General features: G+C 58.3%; 13 protein-coding genes. 6 read left to right on the top strand and 7 right to left on the bottom strand.

Annotated features, from left to right (window positions below):
* On the bottom strand, window positions 1-1,323 hold the full coding sequence (locus tag ACTG4K_RS16700; protein ID WP_439115341.1) for a UDP-glucose dehydrogenase family protein: 1,323 nt from the start codon (window positions 1,321-1,323) through the stop codon (window positions 1-3).
* Window positions 1,324-1,582: 259 nt separating this feature from the next.
* Here ACTG4K_RS16700 and ACTG4K_RS16695 point away from each other — a divergent pair, with 259 nt between their 5' ends.
* The 4 genes from ACTG4K_RS16695 to ACTG4K_RS16680 are packed head-to-tail and all read left to right on the top strand — an operon-like array spanning window position 1,583 to window position 6,191.
* On the top strand, window positions 1,583-2,467 hold the full coding sequence (locus ACTG4K_RS16695; RefSeq protein WP_439115340.1) for a glycosyltransferase family 2 protein: 885 nt from the start codon (window positions 1,583-1,585) through the stop codon (window positions 2,465-2,467).
* Window positions 2,468-2,509: 42 nt separating this feature from the next.
* Window positions 2,510-3,955, top strand: a complete 1,446-nt coding sequence (locus ACTG4K_RS16690; RefSeq protein WP_439115339.1) for a polysaccharide pyruvyl transferase family protein — start codon at window positions 2,510-2,512, stop codon at window positions 3,953-3,955.
* 11 nt (window positions 3,956-3,966) lie between these two features.
* On the top strand, window positions 3,967-4,794 hold the full coding sequence (locus tag ACTG4K_RS16685) for a hypothetical protein (protein WP_439115338.1): 828 nt from the start codon (window positions 3,967-3,969) through the stop codon (window positions 4,792-4,794).
* 50 nt (window positions 4,795-4,844) lie between these two features.
* Window positions 4,845-6,191, top strand: coding sequence for a DUF4910 domain-containing protein (locus tag ACTG4K_RS16680; RefSeq protein ID WP_439115337.1), 1,347 nt, complete (start codon window positions 4,845-4,847; stop codon window positions 6,189-6,191).
* 2 nt (window positions 6,192-6,193) lie between these two features.
* Here the strand turns inward: ACTG4K_RS16680 and ACTG4K_RS16675 are convergent, their stop codons facing one another.
* The 4 genes from ACTG4K_RS16675 to ACTG4K_RS16660 all read right to left on the bottom strand — a co-directional run bounded on the left by ACTG4K_RS16675 (window position 6,194) and on the right by ACTG4K_RS16660 (window position 10,113).
* Entirely contained in the window at window positions 6,194-6,844 is a 651-nt protein-coding gene (locus ACTG4K_RS16675) for a PIG-L deacetylase family protein (protein WP_439115336.1), read from the bottom strand.
* The gene (locus tag ACTG4K_RS16670; protein WP_439115335.1) at window positions 6,841-7,620 is read right to left on the bottom strand and encodes a sugar phosphate nucleotidyltransferase; all 780 of its coding nucleotides are present in this window, start codon (window positions 7,618-7,620) and stop codon (window positions 6,841-6,843) included. Before ACTG4K_RS16670 ends, ACTG4K_RS16675 begins: the two co-directional genes overlap by 4 nt.
* Before the next feature lie 70 nt (window positions 7,621-7,690).
* A complete protein-coding gene (locus ACTG4K_RS16665) occupies window positions 7,691-8,734 on the bottom strand; it encodes an NAD-dependent epimerase/dehydratase family protein (RefSeq protein WP_439115334.1) in 1,044 nt (347 codons plus the stop codon).
* Between the two features lie 74 nt (window positions 8,735-8,808).
* The gene (locus tag ACTG4K_RS16660; protein ID WP_439115333.1) at window positions 8,809-10,113 is read right to left on the bottom strand and encodes a methyltransferase domain-containing protein; all 1,305 of its coding nucleotides are present in this window, start codon (window positions 10,111-10,113) and stop codon (window positions 8,809-8,811) included.
* 671 nt (window positions 10,114-10,784) lie between these two features.
* Here ACTG4K_RS16660 and ACTG4K_RS16655 point away from each other — a divergent pair.
* Entirely contained in the window at window positions 10,785-11,879 is a 1,095-nt protein-coding gene (locus ACTG4K_RS16655; protein ID WP_439115332.1) for a hypothetical protein, read from the top strand.
* 454 nt (window positions 11,880-12,333) lie between these two features.
* Window positions 12,334-14,754 carry a hypothetical protein gene (locus tag ACTG4K_RS16650; RefSeq protein ID WP_439115331.1) on the top strand — a complete coding sequence of 807 codons (2,421 nt, stop codon included), beginning with the start codon at window positions 12,334-12,336 and terminating at the stop codon, window positions 14,752-14,754.
* A gap of 191 nt (window positions 14,755-14,945) precedes the next feature.
* On the opposite strand, the gene ACTG4K_RS16645 is transcribed toward ACTG4K_RS16650, so the two are convergent.
* Both ACTG4K_RS16645 and ACTG4K_RS16640 read right to left on the bottom strand, forming a co-directional pair.
* Window positions 14,946-16,514: a sulfatase-like hydrolase/transferase gene (locus ACTG4K_RS16645; RefSeq protein WP_439115330.1), complete on the bottom strand. Its 1,569-nt coding sequence runs from the start codon at window positions 16,512-16,514 to the stop codon at window positions 14,946-14,948.
* 14 nt (window positions 16,515-16,528) lie between these two features.
* On the bottom strand, window positions 16,529-17,734 hold the full coding sequence (locus tag ACTG4K_RS16640) for a glycosyltransferase (protein WP_439115379.1): 1,206 nt from the start codon (window positions 17,732-17,734) through the stop codon (window positions 16,529-16,531).
* Window positions 17,735-17,811: the final 77 nt, after the last annotated feature.

The following is a 17,811-nucleotide window of genomic DNA, read 5'->3' as shown; positions in this document are numbered from 1 at the left end:
TCAACGCCCAATGGCCAGGTACTCAAAGCCCTGGCCTCGCACCCAGGCTGGGTCGTACAAATTGCGGCCATCCACAATCAGCGGCTGTTTCAGGCGGGCCTTGATCAGGTCAAAGTCGGGGCTGCGAAACTCTTTCCACTCGGTGACGATCACCAGCGCGTCGGCGCCGGCCAAGGCCTCGTTGGGCGTTTTGGCGTAGCTTATGCGCGGGTCGTCGCCCAGCACGCGCTGGGCTTCGTGCATGGCCACTGGGTCGTAGGCGGTTACCGTGGCTCCCGTAGCCAGCAAGTCGTTGATCAGTTCAATGCTGGACGCTTCGCGCATGTCGTCGGTGTTGGGCTTGAAGGCCAGGCCCCACACCGCAAAGTGCCGCTCGCTCAGGTCGTCGCCCAAGCGCTGCTTCACCTTGCGCCCGAGCACATGTTTTTGTGCATCGTTGGCTGCTTCCACCGCGGTCAGCACCTTCAGGTCTAGCCCGGCTTCACCCGCTGCGGTTTTGATCAGCGCCTTCACGTCTTTGGGGAAACACGAGCCACCGTAGCCGCAACCGGGGTACAAAAAGTGGTGGCCAATGCGCGGGTCAGCACCCATGCCCTGGCGCACCATTTCAATGTCGGCACCCAGCGCTTCAGCCAGGTTGGCCAGTTCGTTCATGAAGCTGATGCGGGTGGCCAGCATGGCGTTGGCGGCGTATTTGGTCAGCTCGGCGCTGCGCACGTCGGTCACGATCAGGCGTTCGCGGTTGCGCTGAAACGGCGAATACAGCGCGCGCATGAGGTGCACCGCCTGCTCGTCGTTGGCCCCCACGATGATGCGGTCAGGCCGCATAAAGTCTTCAACCGCTGCGCCCTCTTTCAAAAACTCGGGGTTGGACACCACCGCGTACGGCGTGGTCACACCGCGCTTTTGCAGCTCTTCGGCAATGGCGGCCTGCACCCGATCGGCCGTGCCCACTGGCACCGTGCTCTTGTCCACCACCACCTTGTAGTCGGTCATCAGCCGGCCCATGTTGCGGGCAGCGGCCAACACATATTGCATGTCGGCCGAGCCGTCTTCTTCGGGCGGGGTGCCCACCGCAATGAACTGAATGGTGCCGTGGTGCACCGCCCGCTCAATGTCGGTGGTGAACCGAAGCCGCCCCGCTGCCACGTTGCGCTGCACCATGTCTTGCAGGCCCGGCTCAAAAATGGGAATGCCGCCCGACGCCAACATGCGGATCTTTTCCGGGTCAAGGTCAAGGCACAACACGTCGTTGCCCACCTCGGCCAGGCAAGCGCCACTGACCAAGCCCACGTAACCCGTACCAACCACTGAGATTTTCATAGCGTCTCGTTGAATGGCGAACACCGCTTGGTGCATTCACCCGTTGGATCATACGTTGCACACCCCAAGTGTGAAGCACCAAGACATGCACCCCGGCATTGAAGATACGGGCCCAAATGTTCAGCGTGCCTCGCCCCCTTGCTTGGGACATTGAGCGGCGTCAATTTGCGGGCTCGGGCGCTTCGTAACATAGGTTGCAGCGTGTAGCCGACAGCCCACACGCTGCCGTAAAACCAAGGGCAGTGCGCTGCATCCCAAAGTGACCCAACCCCATCCATGCCCATTGCCCCGTGTCAGCGTGGGCATACCGGTTTTCAATGGTGCCGAGCATTTGAGTGCCACGCTGGATTCCTTGCTCGGCCAAACGCTGACAGACTTTGAGTTGATCATTTCTGACAATGCCTCAACAGACGCCACCCCGGCGATATGCCAGGCATACGCCCTGCGCGATCCGCGCATACGGGTTTTGCGAAACCCCAGCAACGTGGGTGCTTCTGAAAACTTCAACACCGTGCTGCGCCATGCGCGAGCGCCCTTGTTCAAGTGGGCCTCGGCAAACGACCTCTGCATGCCCAGCTTTTTACAGCGGTGCGTCAGTGCACTCGACGCCGACCCGGGTGCGGTGCTCTGTTGTCCGCGCACACGGCTTTTCACCGAGCAGCCCGCAGACGGCCAAGACTACGTAGACGACATGAACCTTGACCAGCCCGACGCTGTCGCCCGCTACGAGGCGTGCAGCCAGCGCCTGAAGCTCAACAACATCATGAACGGCGTAGTGCGCACCCATGCCCTGCGCCAGACACCGCTGATTCGCCCGTTTTTCTCTTCAGACAGCATCCTCATGACCGAGCTGTCTTTGCACGGCCGGTTTATTGAGATCCAAGATTTCTTGTTTTACCGGCGAATGGACCCGCGAACAGCGACCGCGCTGATGGGTGACACCCAACGCATGGCGCACTACAACCCCAGCGGAAAGCGCATGCGCTTTCAGTACTGGCGCATGGCGTGGGCCAACCTGGAGCTTCTGGCGCGCGTACCCCTCGGTCTTGGTCAGCGCATGCGGCTGGCCCTGGCTGTTGGGCGCTACCTGCGGTGGTCGCGCCACAGGCTGTTTCAAGACCTTCGTTCTTCGTTGCTGAACTGACCCCCACGCCGAGCAACGGCCCCAGGCACGCCAACACACAACATGACCGACACCACGCACCCGCCCCAGACAACGCACACCGCTCGCGCGTGCGACAGCTTGCGCATCGGTGTGCTGGGTCACTATGGAAACAACAATCTGGGCGACGAGGCCATCGTCCAGGCCGTCCTTGAAAACCTGCGTCTGCGTGTTCCTGGCGCTGAACTGGTGTGCTTTTCAAGCAACCCCGCCAACACCCATTGGCGCCATGGTGTCGCGGCTCACCCCGTGTCGCGCAAGGCATCAAGCCTGGGCGTCAACCATCCACCACCGCCAGCCCAGCCAACACACCCCCCCGCACACTCGGCCGACGAACAAAGCCCAGGCCTGAAAGAGCGGCTCAAGGCTATCCCTGGTTTGCGCAGCAGCTACCGTTTCGCACGCAAAGCCGCAGGATTGCCCTCAACCTTGCTCAAAGAGCTGCTTTTCATCCGGCAAAGCCGCCAGCAACTTCTGGGGATTGACCTGCTTCTGGTAGCCGGTTCCAACCCATTTCTGGACAACTTTGGGGGCGTATGGGCATTCCCATATGCCATGCTCAAATGGGCTTGGCTGGCCCGCCTGGCTGGCTGCAAAGTGGCTTTTGTGAGCGTTGGCGCAGGCCCAATTGCATCCGCCTGGAGCTTCTTTTTCATCCGGTGTGCACTGCGCGCCGCCCACCTGGCGTCCTTCCGCGACGAAGCGTCCCGACAGCTCGTCGCATGCCGCTGGGCTGGACACGGCGCCGCCGTCATGCCCGACCTGGCCTTCAGCCTCCTCATCAGCCCCAACCACCGGCCCACCACCCGGCGCCACCCGGTGATTGGCCTCAACCCGATGCCCGTGCACGACCCGCGCTACTGGCACGAACCCAATCCGCACGCCTACCGCGTCTATGTGCAACAACTCGCCGCCTTCTGCGCACTGATGGACGCCGCAGGCTGCGACTGGTTCATGTATGCCACCCAGCCCAAAGACGGCAACGTCATGGTTGATGTGATGCAACACCTCAAGCGCTTTGGCCACACCCCATCCAGCAACCTTGAACAAAAGTTGTTCATGCCCCCGACGGTCAACGAACTCGTCCAGCGCCTTGGCGAAACCGACGTATTGGTGGCCACCCGCTTTCATGGCGTGGTGCTTTCGCTGTTGGCCGGTCGCCCCGCACTGGGTTTGCGCTACCACCGCAAGACCGGCGATGTGCTCGATCTCTGTGGTCTCGCCGACTTCCATATCCACATGGACGCGATCGACGCCGAGACCCTCATGGACATGCTGCACACCATGATCGCGCAACAAGACGCGTTGCAAATCAAGGTGCAGCAAACCGCCCGCCATAACAGGCAGCAACTCGCCCAGCAATACGAAGCGCTGCTCGACCTGGTGCCCGACGCACGAACACGCGGCAGCAGCAAAGCGCAGCCTTGCACCGGCAGCGCGCTTGAAACCACCACGGCCACGGCCAACTGAACACAGCCACCATGCTCCGCCGCAGCTTTCTCAGCACCGTGTCAGGCTGTGCCGCCGCAGCCGCAGCCGGGTGCTCGCCTGGCGCCGACCCAGCGGCCCGCACACCGACACAGGCCCTGAACTTTCCAGGCTCGGCCGGCGTTCGCCGCACCATGCGATTTCGCTTCCTCGCCCCGCTAAAGCCCTACCCCGCCACCTACATCTGGCGCGTCTTTCCCAGGCAGCAAAGTGGCTACTACACCGCGTTCTTTTGGGGAAATGACGACGGTCTCGACAACCTGAAGACCTTTCTTTGGACCCCCGACGGCGACGCCGACACCTACTACGGCGCTCACCCCTACCCACAGCCGCCGCCTGCGGGCAGCCGCCACCGGTGGGAAGTTTCCGTTGTGCGCCGCGACCTGCTGGGCAGCGAGGTGGTTTACGACCGCTGGTACACGCAAGCCCTGCGCGTCTGGGCCAGCCCGCTGGGCAAACACCATGCGTTTTACTGGGATCTGCCCCGCACCGACCGCCACCACCGCGTCACCTTTGTTGCACCGCCCACCTGGGGCAACCGCCGGCCACCCGTGCCCGCGCTCAACTGGGGCGATGCCCCCTGGGCGCCGGGCAAAGAAGTGTGGTGCGGCTTGCTCGGGGGCATCCAGATTTTTGAAGCGTGCCTACCGATTTCCGACGTGCTGGCAGAAGCCGCCCACCCCAGGTCAACACCGCTGGGAAACAAAACGCTCTGGTACGAAAACCTAAAACCCGACCCCACCCAAATGCTGGACACCTCGGGCCGCGGCCACCATCCGAGCTGGGTCGGGCCCGAGCGCCCCACCCTTTGGTACGCCTGATGCACACAAGCGCCCATGCCACGCACACCGCAACACAACCCAAACACACCATGACAACACTTGGAGACTGGGTCACCCAGCTGAACACCGACCGGGCCGGTGAACGCATGCACCACCTCATCGAGCGGCTGTACCCCATTTGCCGCAGCATCACCGGCGATGGTGTGCGCCAAACGCTGGACATCGTTTGCGAGCACATGCCGCTCAAACGCACCGAGGTGCCCACAGGCACGCGCATCTTTGACTGGACCATTCCCAACGAGTGGAACATTTGCAGCGCCTGGATACGAGGACCCGACGGTGCGGAGGTGGTCAACTTTGTCAACAGCAACCTCCATGTGGTCAGCTACAGCACGCCTGTGCACACCCGCATGACGCTTGACGCGCTACAGCCCCACCTCCACAGCGACCCGGAACACCCCGACTGGATTCCGTACCGCACCAGTTACTACCAAGCAACCTGGGGTTTTTGCCTCAGCCACCGCCAGCGCGAAACCCTGGCCCCAGGCACCTACGAAGTCTTTATTGACGCCACGCTGCAAAGCGGCTCTCTGACCTACGCCGAATGCGTTTTTCCGGGCGCTCGCAAAGAAGAAGTGCTGCTGTTTGCCCACACTTGCCACCCTTCACTGTGCAACGACAACCTCTCGGGCATTGCCCTGCTGAGCGAGCTTTCCCGCTACCTGGCCAAGACTTCGTTGGAATTCACTTACCGCATCATTCTGGCGCCCGCCACCATCGGTTCGCTGGCCTGGCTGTGCCGCAACGAACACCGTTGGCCCTTGGTGCACAGCGGGCTCATCGTTTCCGTGGCCGGCGACGCGGGTGCCGTGACCTACAAACGCTCACGGCGCCACGACGCTGCCGTCGACAAAGCCAGCGCGTATGTGCTTGCCTCGCAAAACAACAGCGCCCGGGTACTGGACTTTTCGCCCTGGGGTTACGACGAAAGGCAGTTTTGCTCGCCCGGCATCAACCTGCCCATGGGCCGCCTCACCCGATCGCCCAACGGCACCTATGCGCAGTACCACACCTCTGCCGACAACCTGGACCTCGTGCGGCCCGAACACCTTCAAGACTCGCTGGCCACCCTGCTCGCCATCTTGAACGTGGTCGATGCCGACCGCACCTACCTGAACCTGTTTGCCAAAGGCGAACCCCAGCTGGGGCGCCGTGGTTTGTACCAAATGATGGGTGGCACCACCCAAATTGCCGAATGCCAGCACGCCCTGCTCTGGGTCCTCAACTACTCCGACGGGCTGCACTCCTTGCTTGACATTGCACAGCGCTCCAAGCTTGACTTCAGCTTGCTACAAAAAGCCGCCGCACTCGCCGTATCGGCCGGGCTGCTCACCCCAACAAGGCGCGCCTTCAACGGCCTCTCACACCACGGTTGACGTCAAAAGCCCAGGCTCGCCTTGCGCAGGTAAAAACCTTCAGCGTGGCCGCTCGGGGCATTGCATTCCACACCCCTCAAGCGTGCCAGCGCCTCAAAAGTGCTTTCGGTGAACCAAGGCTTGTTGGTTTGCGACGGAAAAGACGCCATCAACGCCGCGACCTTGCGGCGCAACTGCCCTTCCGTCAGCGGCACATAGCAGTTCGTTCGCCCCAGGTCTCCGTCAAACTTCGCAATTTCATACTCCAAAATCAACTGATTCCGGAAGTGGTTCCAGGTCAACTCGGCCACCGTTCTGTGGTCCTGGTGGCTGTCGTCTTTGGTGTGGGTAAACACAAGGTCAGGCGCAAGGGCCAAGCTACAGGCCTGCATCTGAGCCTTCACAAAAGCCCAATCGGCGGGGAAATACCCGTCCCGACCGCCCAGCGCCACCAGGGAAAACCGCTCGCAGCCCCACAGCCGCTCCAGACAACACCGCGTTTCAGCCACCCGCGGCTCACTGCCGCTGAACACCCAGCAATGCAGTTGCGCCTGCGGGCAAGCCTCGGCAATCGCCAGCAAAGTGCCACCGCAACCAATTTCAATGTCGTCGCAGTGCGCACCCAGGCAAAGAACCACCGGGTTTGCCTTGCCCTGGAGCGCCAAACGCATCATGTCTTGTTCCAGTATTCCCAGGGCCGCCGACCTCGGTCGTAGTCTTCATCAAAAGAAAGCTTGTCCTTGTAGGTATCCATCGCCTTCCAGAATCCCTCATACCGGTACGAATAGAGTTGCTGCTGCTGGATCAACCGTTGAAATGGCGCTTCGACCAACTCGTCGCCAGGCTCCATGTAATCAAAAATAGCCTGGCGCAGCAGCATGTAGCCACCGTTGATCCAGAGCTTGTTGTCGGCCCAAGGCCCCACATAATTCACCGTGCCATTGGCCTCTGCATTGACGCTGTGAAAACTGCCGGGGGGCCGCACCGAAACAAAACTGGCCACCTTGCCAATTTCTTGCGCCTTGGCCACATACTGGTGAATATCAAGATCACTCAGCTGGTCAGAATAATTGGCCAAAAACACCGGCTCATCTTTCAACAAATGCCTCACCGCAACCAGGCGCCCACCAATATTGGTATGCAGACCCGTGTCAACAAAGTCAATATTCCAGTCACACACATCGGTACCGTCTGCGTGCAGGCGTGCCACACCCTTTTCCAAACGGCAATCGCCACTCAACATCGGGTTGTATTTCAAGAAATACTCTCGAATCATTTCACCTTTGTAACCCAGGCACAAAATAAAATCCGTGTAGCCAAAATGGGCGAAATTTCGCATTAAATGCCAAATGATGGGGCGCTGCCCCACATGCACCAACGACTTGGGGATTGTCTGCGAATACTCCCGCATGCGTGTTCCCATGCCACCGCAAAAGAGAACCACTTTCATAACCCACCTCCCAATCTGCTTACAGCCAACCTGGCAACCACAAACATCCCCGAGCCATCCGTTTGGTGGTTCAGCAGGTGGGCCACGGTCGCCAGAAAAATCGGTCGTCCACCTGCCCGGTATTGACCAGATGCGTCAATGACTTCAAACGTGTGAAAGCCGGGTGCTGGAATTCAGTCTTGGCCATGTCTATTCGCTGGAACACGCCCAGCAACTCCTCGGCGCCACGTTGCACATCCCATTCGCACCGAAAATCAGCAAGCTCGCGGTGAATCTTGTCAAAGTTCACCTGGTAACTGCGGTTGTCTGCGCTGGAAGCGCCCAAGGTGAGCGCACAGCCAGAAAACGTCTCAGCCACGGTGTGCGCAATATCGCGCACCTGGTAATTGGAGCGTGTGGCGCCCACGTTGTAGATCTGATTGCTCACCACCTCTACCGGCGTCTTCAACGTGCATTCCACCGCCCGGCAAATGTCGCGCACATGCACCAGCGGGCGCCAAGGCGTGCCATCGCTGGTCATGGCAATCGTCCGCTCGGTCCATGCAAGGCCGGCCAGATTGTTCAGCACGATGTCAAAACGCATGCTGGGTGAAGCGCCATAGGCGGTAGCGTTGCGCAAAAAGGTGGGTGAGAAACCACCCGTGGCCAAGGCGCCCACGTCGTGCTCCACCAGCACCTTGCACTGCGCATAGGCCGTCTGCGGGTTGGTGTCCGAGCACTCGTCAACCACCCCGCTGGCCACCCCATACACGCTGCAAGACGACGTGTACACAAACCGCCTCACACCCGCTTCGCGGGCTGCCCGGGCCAGCCGCACCGAGCCCTGGTGGTTGATGTCAAACGTCACACCCGGGCTGTGTTCACCCAGTGGGTCGTTTGAAAGTTCGGCCAGGTGAACCACGGCATCAAAACCCTGCAAGTCTGCTACCTCCACCTGGCGCACATCCTTCCTCAGCGTGGCCGGGCAGTAGCGCGCGTGCGGGTCGTGAAACAACCGCGCCGAGTTGTAAAAACCCGTGTCCAGACCCACCACCGTGTGACCCGCTTGCACCAACAGTGGCCCCAGCACCGACCCAATGTAGCCATCCGTCCCCGTCACCAAGATGCGCATCATGCTTCCCCTGTGTTGGCAAATACTTTGCAGCTGTTCGCTTCGCGGTGCACACCGCTGGGCACCAAGGCTGCTGGCTAGCCTTGCGACCCAGGCTCGCGCGGCGCACAAGCATCACCGGCCGCTGGCCAGACCTGCGGCCAGGGAATAGGCGTCACCCACTGGCCACCCCATTCGCGTATGTAGCCGGTCTGGGCCATGATTTCGTCCTTCAGATTCCAGGGCAAGATGAACAAATAGTCCGGCTTGGCCTGCCGTATGTGATCGGGTGGAAAAATGGGAATACGGCTGCCCGGTGTGAACGTCCATTGCTTGGCCGGATTGGCGTCCACCGTGAAATCCAGCATGTCGGTGCCCACACCGCAATAATTGAGCAACGTATTGCCCTTGCCTGGCGCCCCGTAGCCCGCCACACGCTTGCCGTTGCGCCTTGCATCGATCAGAAAACTCAAGATATCGCGCTTCGTCGCCCGGGCCTGTTCGGCAAAAGCGGTATAGGTCGAAACCGCCAACAAGCCAGCGGCCACCTCATCGGCCAGGAGCGCCGCCACCCGCTCGCTCACGGGGTGGTGCCCATCCTCCAACTGTCCAAACACCCGCAGCGAACCCCCATGGGTTGGCAGCACCTCCACGTCATAAACCGCCAAGCCGGCCGTGGCAAACACGCCAAGCACCGCGTGCAGCGACAAATACGAAAAATGCTCGTGGTAAATCGTGTCGAACTGGTTGTGCCGCATCAAGTTCAACAGGTGCGGAAACTCAAACGTCACTGTGCCCCCAGCCCGCAGTGCCCACGCCACACCAGCCAAAAAATCGTTGATATCCGGCACATGCGCCAACACATTGTTGCCCGTGATCAAGTCCGCCGCACCGTAACGCTCGCGCAGACCCCGCGCGGTCTCCAGGCCAAAAAATACCATTTCGGTGGGTATGCCCCGCGCCACGGCCGCCCTGGCCACGCTGCGCGACGGCTCAACACCCAATACCGGCACCCCATAAGGTGAAAAATGCTGCAACAGATAACCATCGTTGCAGGCCAGCTCCATCACCAGGCTGTCTGCGGACAAACCCAACCGCTCCACCATGCTGTCCACATAGCGCTTCGCGTGTTGCACCCAGCTGCTGGAGAAGGACGAAAAGTAGGGGTAGTCGTCGGTGAACACGTCGCTAGACGAAACACAGTCACGCAACTGAACCAGCCAACAACGCCCACAAACATAGGCCTGCAAGGGGAAAAACGACTCGGGCTCGTTGAACCTGTGCGGCGCGATCTGGGTTTGGCACAACGGCGTCAGCCCCAAGTCTGCAAAAAGATGCACCACCTGCGCGCCACAGTGCCTGCAAGAAAAAGGGGGTGCTTCAAACGCCTGATTCTGGGTCATGACAGCCTCATGTATCAACATCTGGACACAAGTATCCGAATGTCACCCCTGGCTGAAAATACCGCCGAGCAAGTATCCGCACTACCGAAAAGCAGGTAAATCGCGCAGGCATTGCGCGAACGCAAGCCTTCACAATAGGCACCGGCGCCCACAATACCGAACACATTGCACCCTCGCCCAACCACAGCGCACCCTGGGGAGCCTGCCTGAATGGCCCAGACCAATGCGTCATGCACCCAATGAAGCCCACCAAAGACCCCATCTTTCATTGGCTGCCATGCTGTTCGGCCGGGTTTTGATTTCAAATTATCTGGCCTATCTTCACGTACCAATACATTCCTTTGGCCACAAATTCAATAGCACAGCGCCCGCGCCCTGGCGGGTTCCGCCTGATTGCGCTGCTGATCGTCGCTACAGCAGGCACATTTTTTTGCGTTGGGCTATTTTTCGGCGCAAATATCAACCGCCTTTGGACAGAAGCGCACAGCCGAAGTCCACAAGAAATCATCCGGTATTTGAAGCGGCGACTGCAGGGGCACAACACACTGGAAGCCGCATTGCTGCCGCCCCTTCATGCCCTTCAGCGCCGGTATGAGCGCACACCGCCCCAAAACCTACCCAGCCTGGGAAAAGGTCAACAAGCTCAAGCATTCCATACACCCATTGAAGGTATGGCCAACGAATGGGTTGTGGCCTCTGTGCCGGCACTTCGCGAAGCCATGCTCAAAGCCCTGCCGGGCACGCGCATCGTGGTGTCCCCTGGGCTCTATCCTGTGGGGCAAACCTTGAAGGTGGGTCAGGGCGGGCGGGTTGGCGCCCCTATCGTGCTCAGCGCGCGCCAGCCTGGCACCGTCTGGCTGGCGTTTTCCCAGGTCGAAGGCATTCTGGTGGACCAACCACACTGGGTCTTTGAAAACCTGCACATCCGTGGCGAGTGCGGCAAACACGACGACTGTGAACACGCCTTTCATGTGGTGGGGCACGGTGCGCTCACCACCATTCGCAACAACCACATCACCAACTTCAATGCCCACATCAAGGTCAACGGACTGCGCGGCCACTGGCCCGACCACGGGCTCGTGGCGTTCAACACCCTCACCAACACCAGCGCACGCCAGACCGCAAAACCCGTGGTCATGCTTGACCTGGTGGGTGCCAGCCACTGGCGGGCAGAAGACAACCTCGTCACCCATTTCACCAAAGCGCAGGGCAACCAGATCTCGTATGGCCTCTTTATGAAGGGTGCGAGCGAGGGCGGCCGCATGGAGCGCAACCTGGTGGTGTGCTCGCCTGAAAACATCTCTGGCCCCGGTGTTCGGGTGGGAATTTCATTCGGTGGCGGCACCACGCACCCAACGGCCTGCCGCGACGGCAGCTGCGCAAACGATGAGCACCGACACGGCCTCGCCGCCAACAACATCGTGGCGCACTGCAACGACACCGGGCTGGACGTGAACCGCTCAAGCCAGATCCTGCTCGCGCACAACACACTCATCAACACCAGCGGCATCGGCCTGCGGGGCACGCCAGCGCAGGCCCGTGCGTATGGAAATTTGTATGAAGGTGTTGCACAAACACGTAACGGTGGCTGGCTTCAAGCTGAAATGAACGAAATTTTGGTGCCAAGCCAAATGTTCATGAATGCTGATGGATTCAATTTTCACGGGCTTCGACTGCCACCACCGGTGCCTCACCATCCGGCCGTTACAAATGACTTCTATCTTGCCACCCGCACACCGCTCAGTTTGCCCGGCGCATTGAACTAGGAATTTAATCTTAGTTACAACACGCTACGTGTTGTTGCATATGGAATTTACGCTTTAGTTTCGCATGTAAACAGCGTTCAAACGGTTACGAGCACCGACCCCGAACTGGGCCCCGCGCCATCCATAATTCACCTCAGCGCAGAGATGCGCCAACACACCCGGCGCAGGCCATCGGTCTGTTGTGCCACCCACCACACTGTTTTGATCAGCCGGCGAATTAAAAAACGCCTTGGCGAGCGCAATTGTGTGCCTATGTAACAAAGAAGCCGTTTATCCGATGAAATGGACCGCCTAAACCTGCGCCTTCCCGCACATCGCCTGTGTTTGAACGCTGGTCGGCAAACCACTGTCCAAGCCGGCACCGCACCCTAAAGTTCACGCTCATATCGTCGAAAAAAACAGTGTTCTATTCCACCCGTGAATAAAACATTTGGCGAATCGAAATTGGCCAAAAATGAATGAAAAGTTTCATCCATCGACTATTCATCAAGCCACCATTCGACGTATTGAATACATTGAAATTACCATGCAAAATCAACCCGTACACACACCCTCATTCAGTGGCTACAAAAAAATGCTCCCCAGCATCGTTGTCCTGGCGGCCTTGGCTGCATGCGGTGGTGGCAGCACTGGCGAGCTGACGACCGCCACCGACCTCCCGACCGAGTCCACCGCCAAGACAAACAACCCCAAAGCCGCTGGTCCAGCCCAAAACACCAGCGTTGTGACGGAACCAACAAGCCCGACAGCCCCCAGTACCACCCCAGAGCCGTCCACGCCCACGTCGACGTCGCCCCCCACAGACAGCACAACGGCGCCAACGACCGACACCAGCACCGGCACGTCGCCACCGCCAACCGAACCGTCCGCGCCCACAGCGCCCACCGCCCCTGTCGCCGTGGCCAAAGAGGCCTTCAGCTGCGCCACGGGTGCCATCACTTGTGTCGAGGTCGCCGCCACCAGCAGCCAAACCCAAAGCTCGGTGCCGGTGACGTTTGGTCAACCCTTCAAAGCCAAAGACTGGTACCCCAGCTCGCAGGGCCTCACCGCCAAGGTAGATGGTGTTGAAATTCCGCTGCAAGCAGACGAAATTGCGTCCCACCAAGACAGCTCAGCGCGTTTCGCCGTGCTCAGCGCCCAGCTCAACAACATGCAGTCTGGGCAAACGCGCATCATCAATCTGTATGCCGCAGCCAAAAACAGCAGCAACCCAACCGTTCCAGCCAACCCAGACTGGAACATTGAGCTCGAAGCGAGGGTTTACGACGCGAGCGGCAATGTGACCGGGACACTCGTGGCCTTGCCACAAGCGCAATTGAAAGACGAGATTGCCAAAAACACCTCCCGCCGACTCCACGGTTCGGTCGCATCGGAATACACGGTGGTCACCGGCTTCAAAAACAAGACCACCGGAGAGGTGCACCCCCACCTGACGGCCCGACTCCACACCCGTCTGCACGACGGCGGCAACCGCATCCGCACCGATGTCGTTTTGGAAAATACCCGCACCTGGACGCCCAACCCAGCCAACATCACATACGACCTGACCATCAAGCGCAACGGCACGGTGTTGCACAGCCAACCCAAGTTCACGCACTACCACCACGCCCGCTGGCACAAAGTGGTGTGGACCGGCGGCGCCGAGCCTGCGCAGCGTGTGCGCCACCACATGCCCTACTTTTTGTCGACACGGGCAACCTGGAACTACGACTTGAACTTGAAGGTTCCTGAAACCGTGCTGGCCAACGAAGCCAGCCGGCTGATCAGTGTGCGCGCCTCGCAGGCGAGCCTCGGACCCATGGGAAATGTCTTTCTGGCGCCCTATTTTCCCGGTACGGGAGGTAGACCAGAAATTGGACCCATTCCACGCTGGACGGCACAGTATCTGATCTCCCAAGATGACCGCATTCGTGAGGTCATGCTTGCCAATGCCGATGCTGCTGCGGCCGTGCCAACCCACTACCGCGATGAAGTCACCGGGCAACCCGTGGATGTCGTCACCCATCCCAACATCACGGTTCGTTTTGGAACATCAAGCCCTGCCGTCCCTAAATCGAGTGACACGACCATTTGGAGTGCTGACACTGCGCACCAAGGATCTTTCGCCTACATTCCCTACCTGATCACGGGTGACGCTTTTTACCTGGACGAAACAATATTCTGGGCTGCATGGAATATTGCTGCGGTGAATCCATCGTATCGCGAAGGCAGCAAAGGCCTCATAAAATCAAATGAAGTCCGCGCCCAAGCTTGGGCCCTTCGATCCATTGGAGAAGCAGCCCGAGCCCTGCCAGACTCACACAAATTAAAAAGTTATTTTCAAGCCCGCCTTGTCAACAACTTAAATTGGTATGCTGAAAAATACATCAACAGCCCAACAGAGTCTTCACTTGGCGCCATTCAACACCCGGACGACCCAAATGAAACCAGCCCTTGGCAAAATGACTTCATGTCCATCGTCTTCAGCCAACAAGCGGAAAATCTGGAGCCAAAAGCATCAGAAACACTCGCATGGTTTAGCAAATTTACAGTGGGTAGATTCATGAATGACGACAATGGATTCTGTGCGGCACGGGCCCCAGGCTACTATTGGTTCTACCGCGATAGCGCTGGAAAGCTCATCACCACCTGGAAGGATTTGTTCGCAAGAAATTACCCGACCGACGTTGGTACTGCATGCAGCAAACTCACCATTGATGGAGGCTATCCCACACTATCGATCGGCTACGCAGCTTATGCTCGCGGCATGCTGGGTGCAACCGCAAACGCAGGTGTGCCAAATGCCAAGGAAGGCTATGACAAATGGAAGGCCATGACACCACTCATGGATGCATCTTTGGCATCAGACCCCACTTGGGCCATCAGTCCCAGATAAGACAGGACATGACCCTGGCACCCACAAAGGTTAACCAATGGATTAATTGGTAGCAAGACGCACCACTCACCCCAAAAACGCCCCTTGAGACCTCACGCCTCAAGGGGCGTTTTTGTTGGGGCGATTCACTACACCATCGGGAGAAAAGATCACCTCAACAACATCCATCAATCTATGAACCCATGAACCCATCAATCAACAAACAACTGAATTCGATCACCCTCCGACCTTGGGTACATCTTCTTGCCAAACCGCAGCAATCGCTTGGACCCGAGGGGCAACAAAGCGTCATAGACCAGCTCGGCGTAGCGCTCCCCGTAGCCCATGAGCACCAAAGATGTCGGAAATATTTGACTGTGCGAGTGGACCACACCCACGTCAGCCGCGGTCTTTTGAAAATGGCTCAGAAAGCCGGGAGCAAACACCATCAGAGGGACCGAAAGCTCTTCCCGTACCGGCGTGTCGTTGCAATGCGGAACGCCATTACCATGGATATACTGCCCGTGGTCTGATGTATAAAAGACCACCGTATTTGATCTATCAACCCCCGAAAAAACCGACTCCATAAAACTCTTCTTTGAATAGGTCACAGCCTTTTCATACTGAACATCTTTGGGCAGATGCCTGTCCAGCTCACCATTTGGGTAGTTGTCATGGTATTGGTAATGAGCGCCACGGAGAACGACAAATACATAGTCACGCCCAGGACGCCGGAGAATAGAATTTATATCCAATGCGATCTGGTAATCCGTATCAATCCCCTTATCAGCCGCGCTGAACGCGTCAATCAAAGCCAACTCCGAAGTCCAGAGATAGTTTTGCGGCGCCCCCAAGGTCTGGCCGTCTATCAGTGTCGTTCGATATCCAGCGCTCTTGGCATAGGCCCAAATCGTGCTGTTTTTCCGGAGATCGGTTGTTGCATCTGTATCTTGAACGTTGACGCCCCACCTAAGCGCCGCATTGCTTTGAGCGCTGCAATTAGAAAGCGCTCTCGCCTCACCGAGATCAATGCCAGAAAACGTGGATATCCATCCGGGCTTCAATATTTTGTCGTAAATTTTCCAGCCAATACTCTCATCGACCAACAGGACAATTTTGTCTACCAAGGGTGCTGTGGCGGGTACCACAACAGGTGGCGCTCGCTCGGGCAAGACCTCCACCGCCTGCCTGACGAGTGCACCATAAATATTCATCTCTCCAGCACGCGAGCGTCCCGCGTTGGTCATCAAAACGTCTGCCATAAAAAACAGCAACAAAAATACAATATACAATGGGACACGGAGCGAATTGATTTTGAAAAAAATTCCCTCCCCCACCCTCCATCGAATGAAAGAATATCTGGAAAATACCATTAAAGAGATGGCGAAAATGGTCTTCAAAAATCCAATTAAAAACAAATTAGAAAACTCACCAAAGGCCGTATCAAGCTGCCGCAATTCTTCTAGCATCCACTGGACGGATGCAGCATCCAGCAAATTCCCCAACACTTGTTGGTAAATAATATTTACAACCCCAGACAAAAAGACCAGGAACACTAGGATGACAAAAGGCAACCTGGGCAAACAAACAAATGCCAACCACAACAAGCCACCTTGCACAACAAATAAGAGCAGATTGAAAATGGCATTTTTGTAGTCACTGGCGGCCCAACGGTACAACACGCCCACCACAATTGGTCGGTGGTTCAGCACCAAGTATCCGGCGACAAAAACCAGAAGAAAAAATATCGCCTGAAGATAAATTTTTGTTTTTTCAGACAACCTATTTCTCCCAATTACTTGAACGCTCCGAACTGCGGTTTGTGGTCCACGCCAGAAAGACAATCTGCAAGCAAGCTTGACTGAGAAATCCGTGAGTACCGGCCTACCTCTGCAAGGCGAGCCAAACGCTCTTGATCACACGGTTCTGATGGCGACCGGCCCAAATAGCGCTCCATTTCTCTGCAAATGAAATGTGGATTAGCGATATCGGCTATGTAAGTACCGCTGAACTGCTTCAACTTTGAGGCGGTATCACCGGCAGGATCCAAGACAGCCAGCAATGGGCGGTGCGCGCGCAAGTACTCATAAATTTTTGCAGGTATCTGCGCATTGAAATGACTGCCCTGGAAAACCAGCAGCAGGTCCGCTGCGAGCATTTCAGCGATGGCTTCCTGGTAGGGCAAGGGCGGGGCAATTTCAACGCAGGCGTCAACGCCCTGTGCTCGTGCGCATGCCATCACTTCTTCACCGTGCTGTGGTGCTCTGAAGCGAATGCACAGTGCGCCCTGATCAAGCCGCCCCTCGTCCAGCAAAGCCCTCACAGCGGCAAAAAAGGTGGAAGGATCGCGGTCTTGCGGGTAGATCAGTCCGCTGTGCAGCATCAAGCGTGTCGTTTCTGGCGCGCCTCGGCGGTTTGGCGTTGCATGGGTGAACGCCTCTTCGTCGTAACCGTTTTCAATGACCTTGCATTTGTGGGCGCATGCGGGGTAACGCTGCGCATATTCTATCGCCGCTCGCTCGGTGGTGAAGACGCATGCAACGGCTTGGCGCAGCACGCGCGCTTCCAGCCAGCGCCACAGACCGCGTTGCCATCTGTCCGCTGGGTAGTCGGCACTCACCATGGGGTCCCTGAAGTCTGCTACCCAGGGCAGGCCGCTCAAGCGCGCCAGCGTGGCCCCTATCAGGTGGGCGGTGGAAATGGGGTAGGTGCTCCAAATCAGGCCTGGGCGCTCGCGCCGTATCTCGCGCATACCACCCACCACCGCAGGCAGCCACCAGGAAGACCACCGGTCTGGCAAGGCAAAAATGCGAGGGTACTTTCCAAAAATGGACAGGTGCCGGGCAGCATCCAAGGCCATGGCCCTTGTCATGCGGGTCTGCTGCGGAATGGAGGCGACCAGGTCGTTGCGCTGTTCTACATAGGCCTTGGGCTTTGCGGTCAGCACCGATGGCTGCCAACCAAATTGCGGCAGGTATTTGACAAAATTGAGCGTGCGCAAGATGCCGCTGCTGCCCGCCTGGGGGGGAAAGTGGAAGGCCACCATCAGGACGCGCTTGCCTGGGGCCTCGGCTTCAG

It is taken from the genome of Hydrogenophaga sp., assembly GCF_965657535.1.
Lineage (GTDB): Bacteria > Pseudomonadota > Gammaproteobacteria > Burkholderiales > Burkholderiaceae_C > Hydrogenophaga.
Note: the sequence above shows the minus strand (reverse complement) of the source record. Positions and strands in the feature narration are given on the sequence as shown.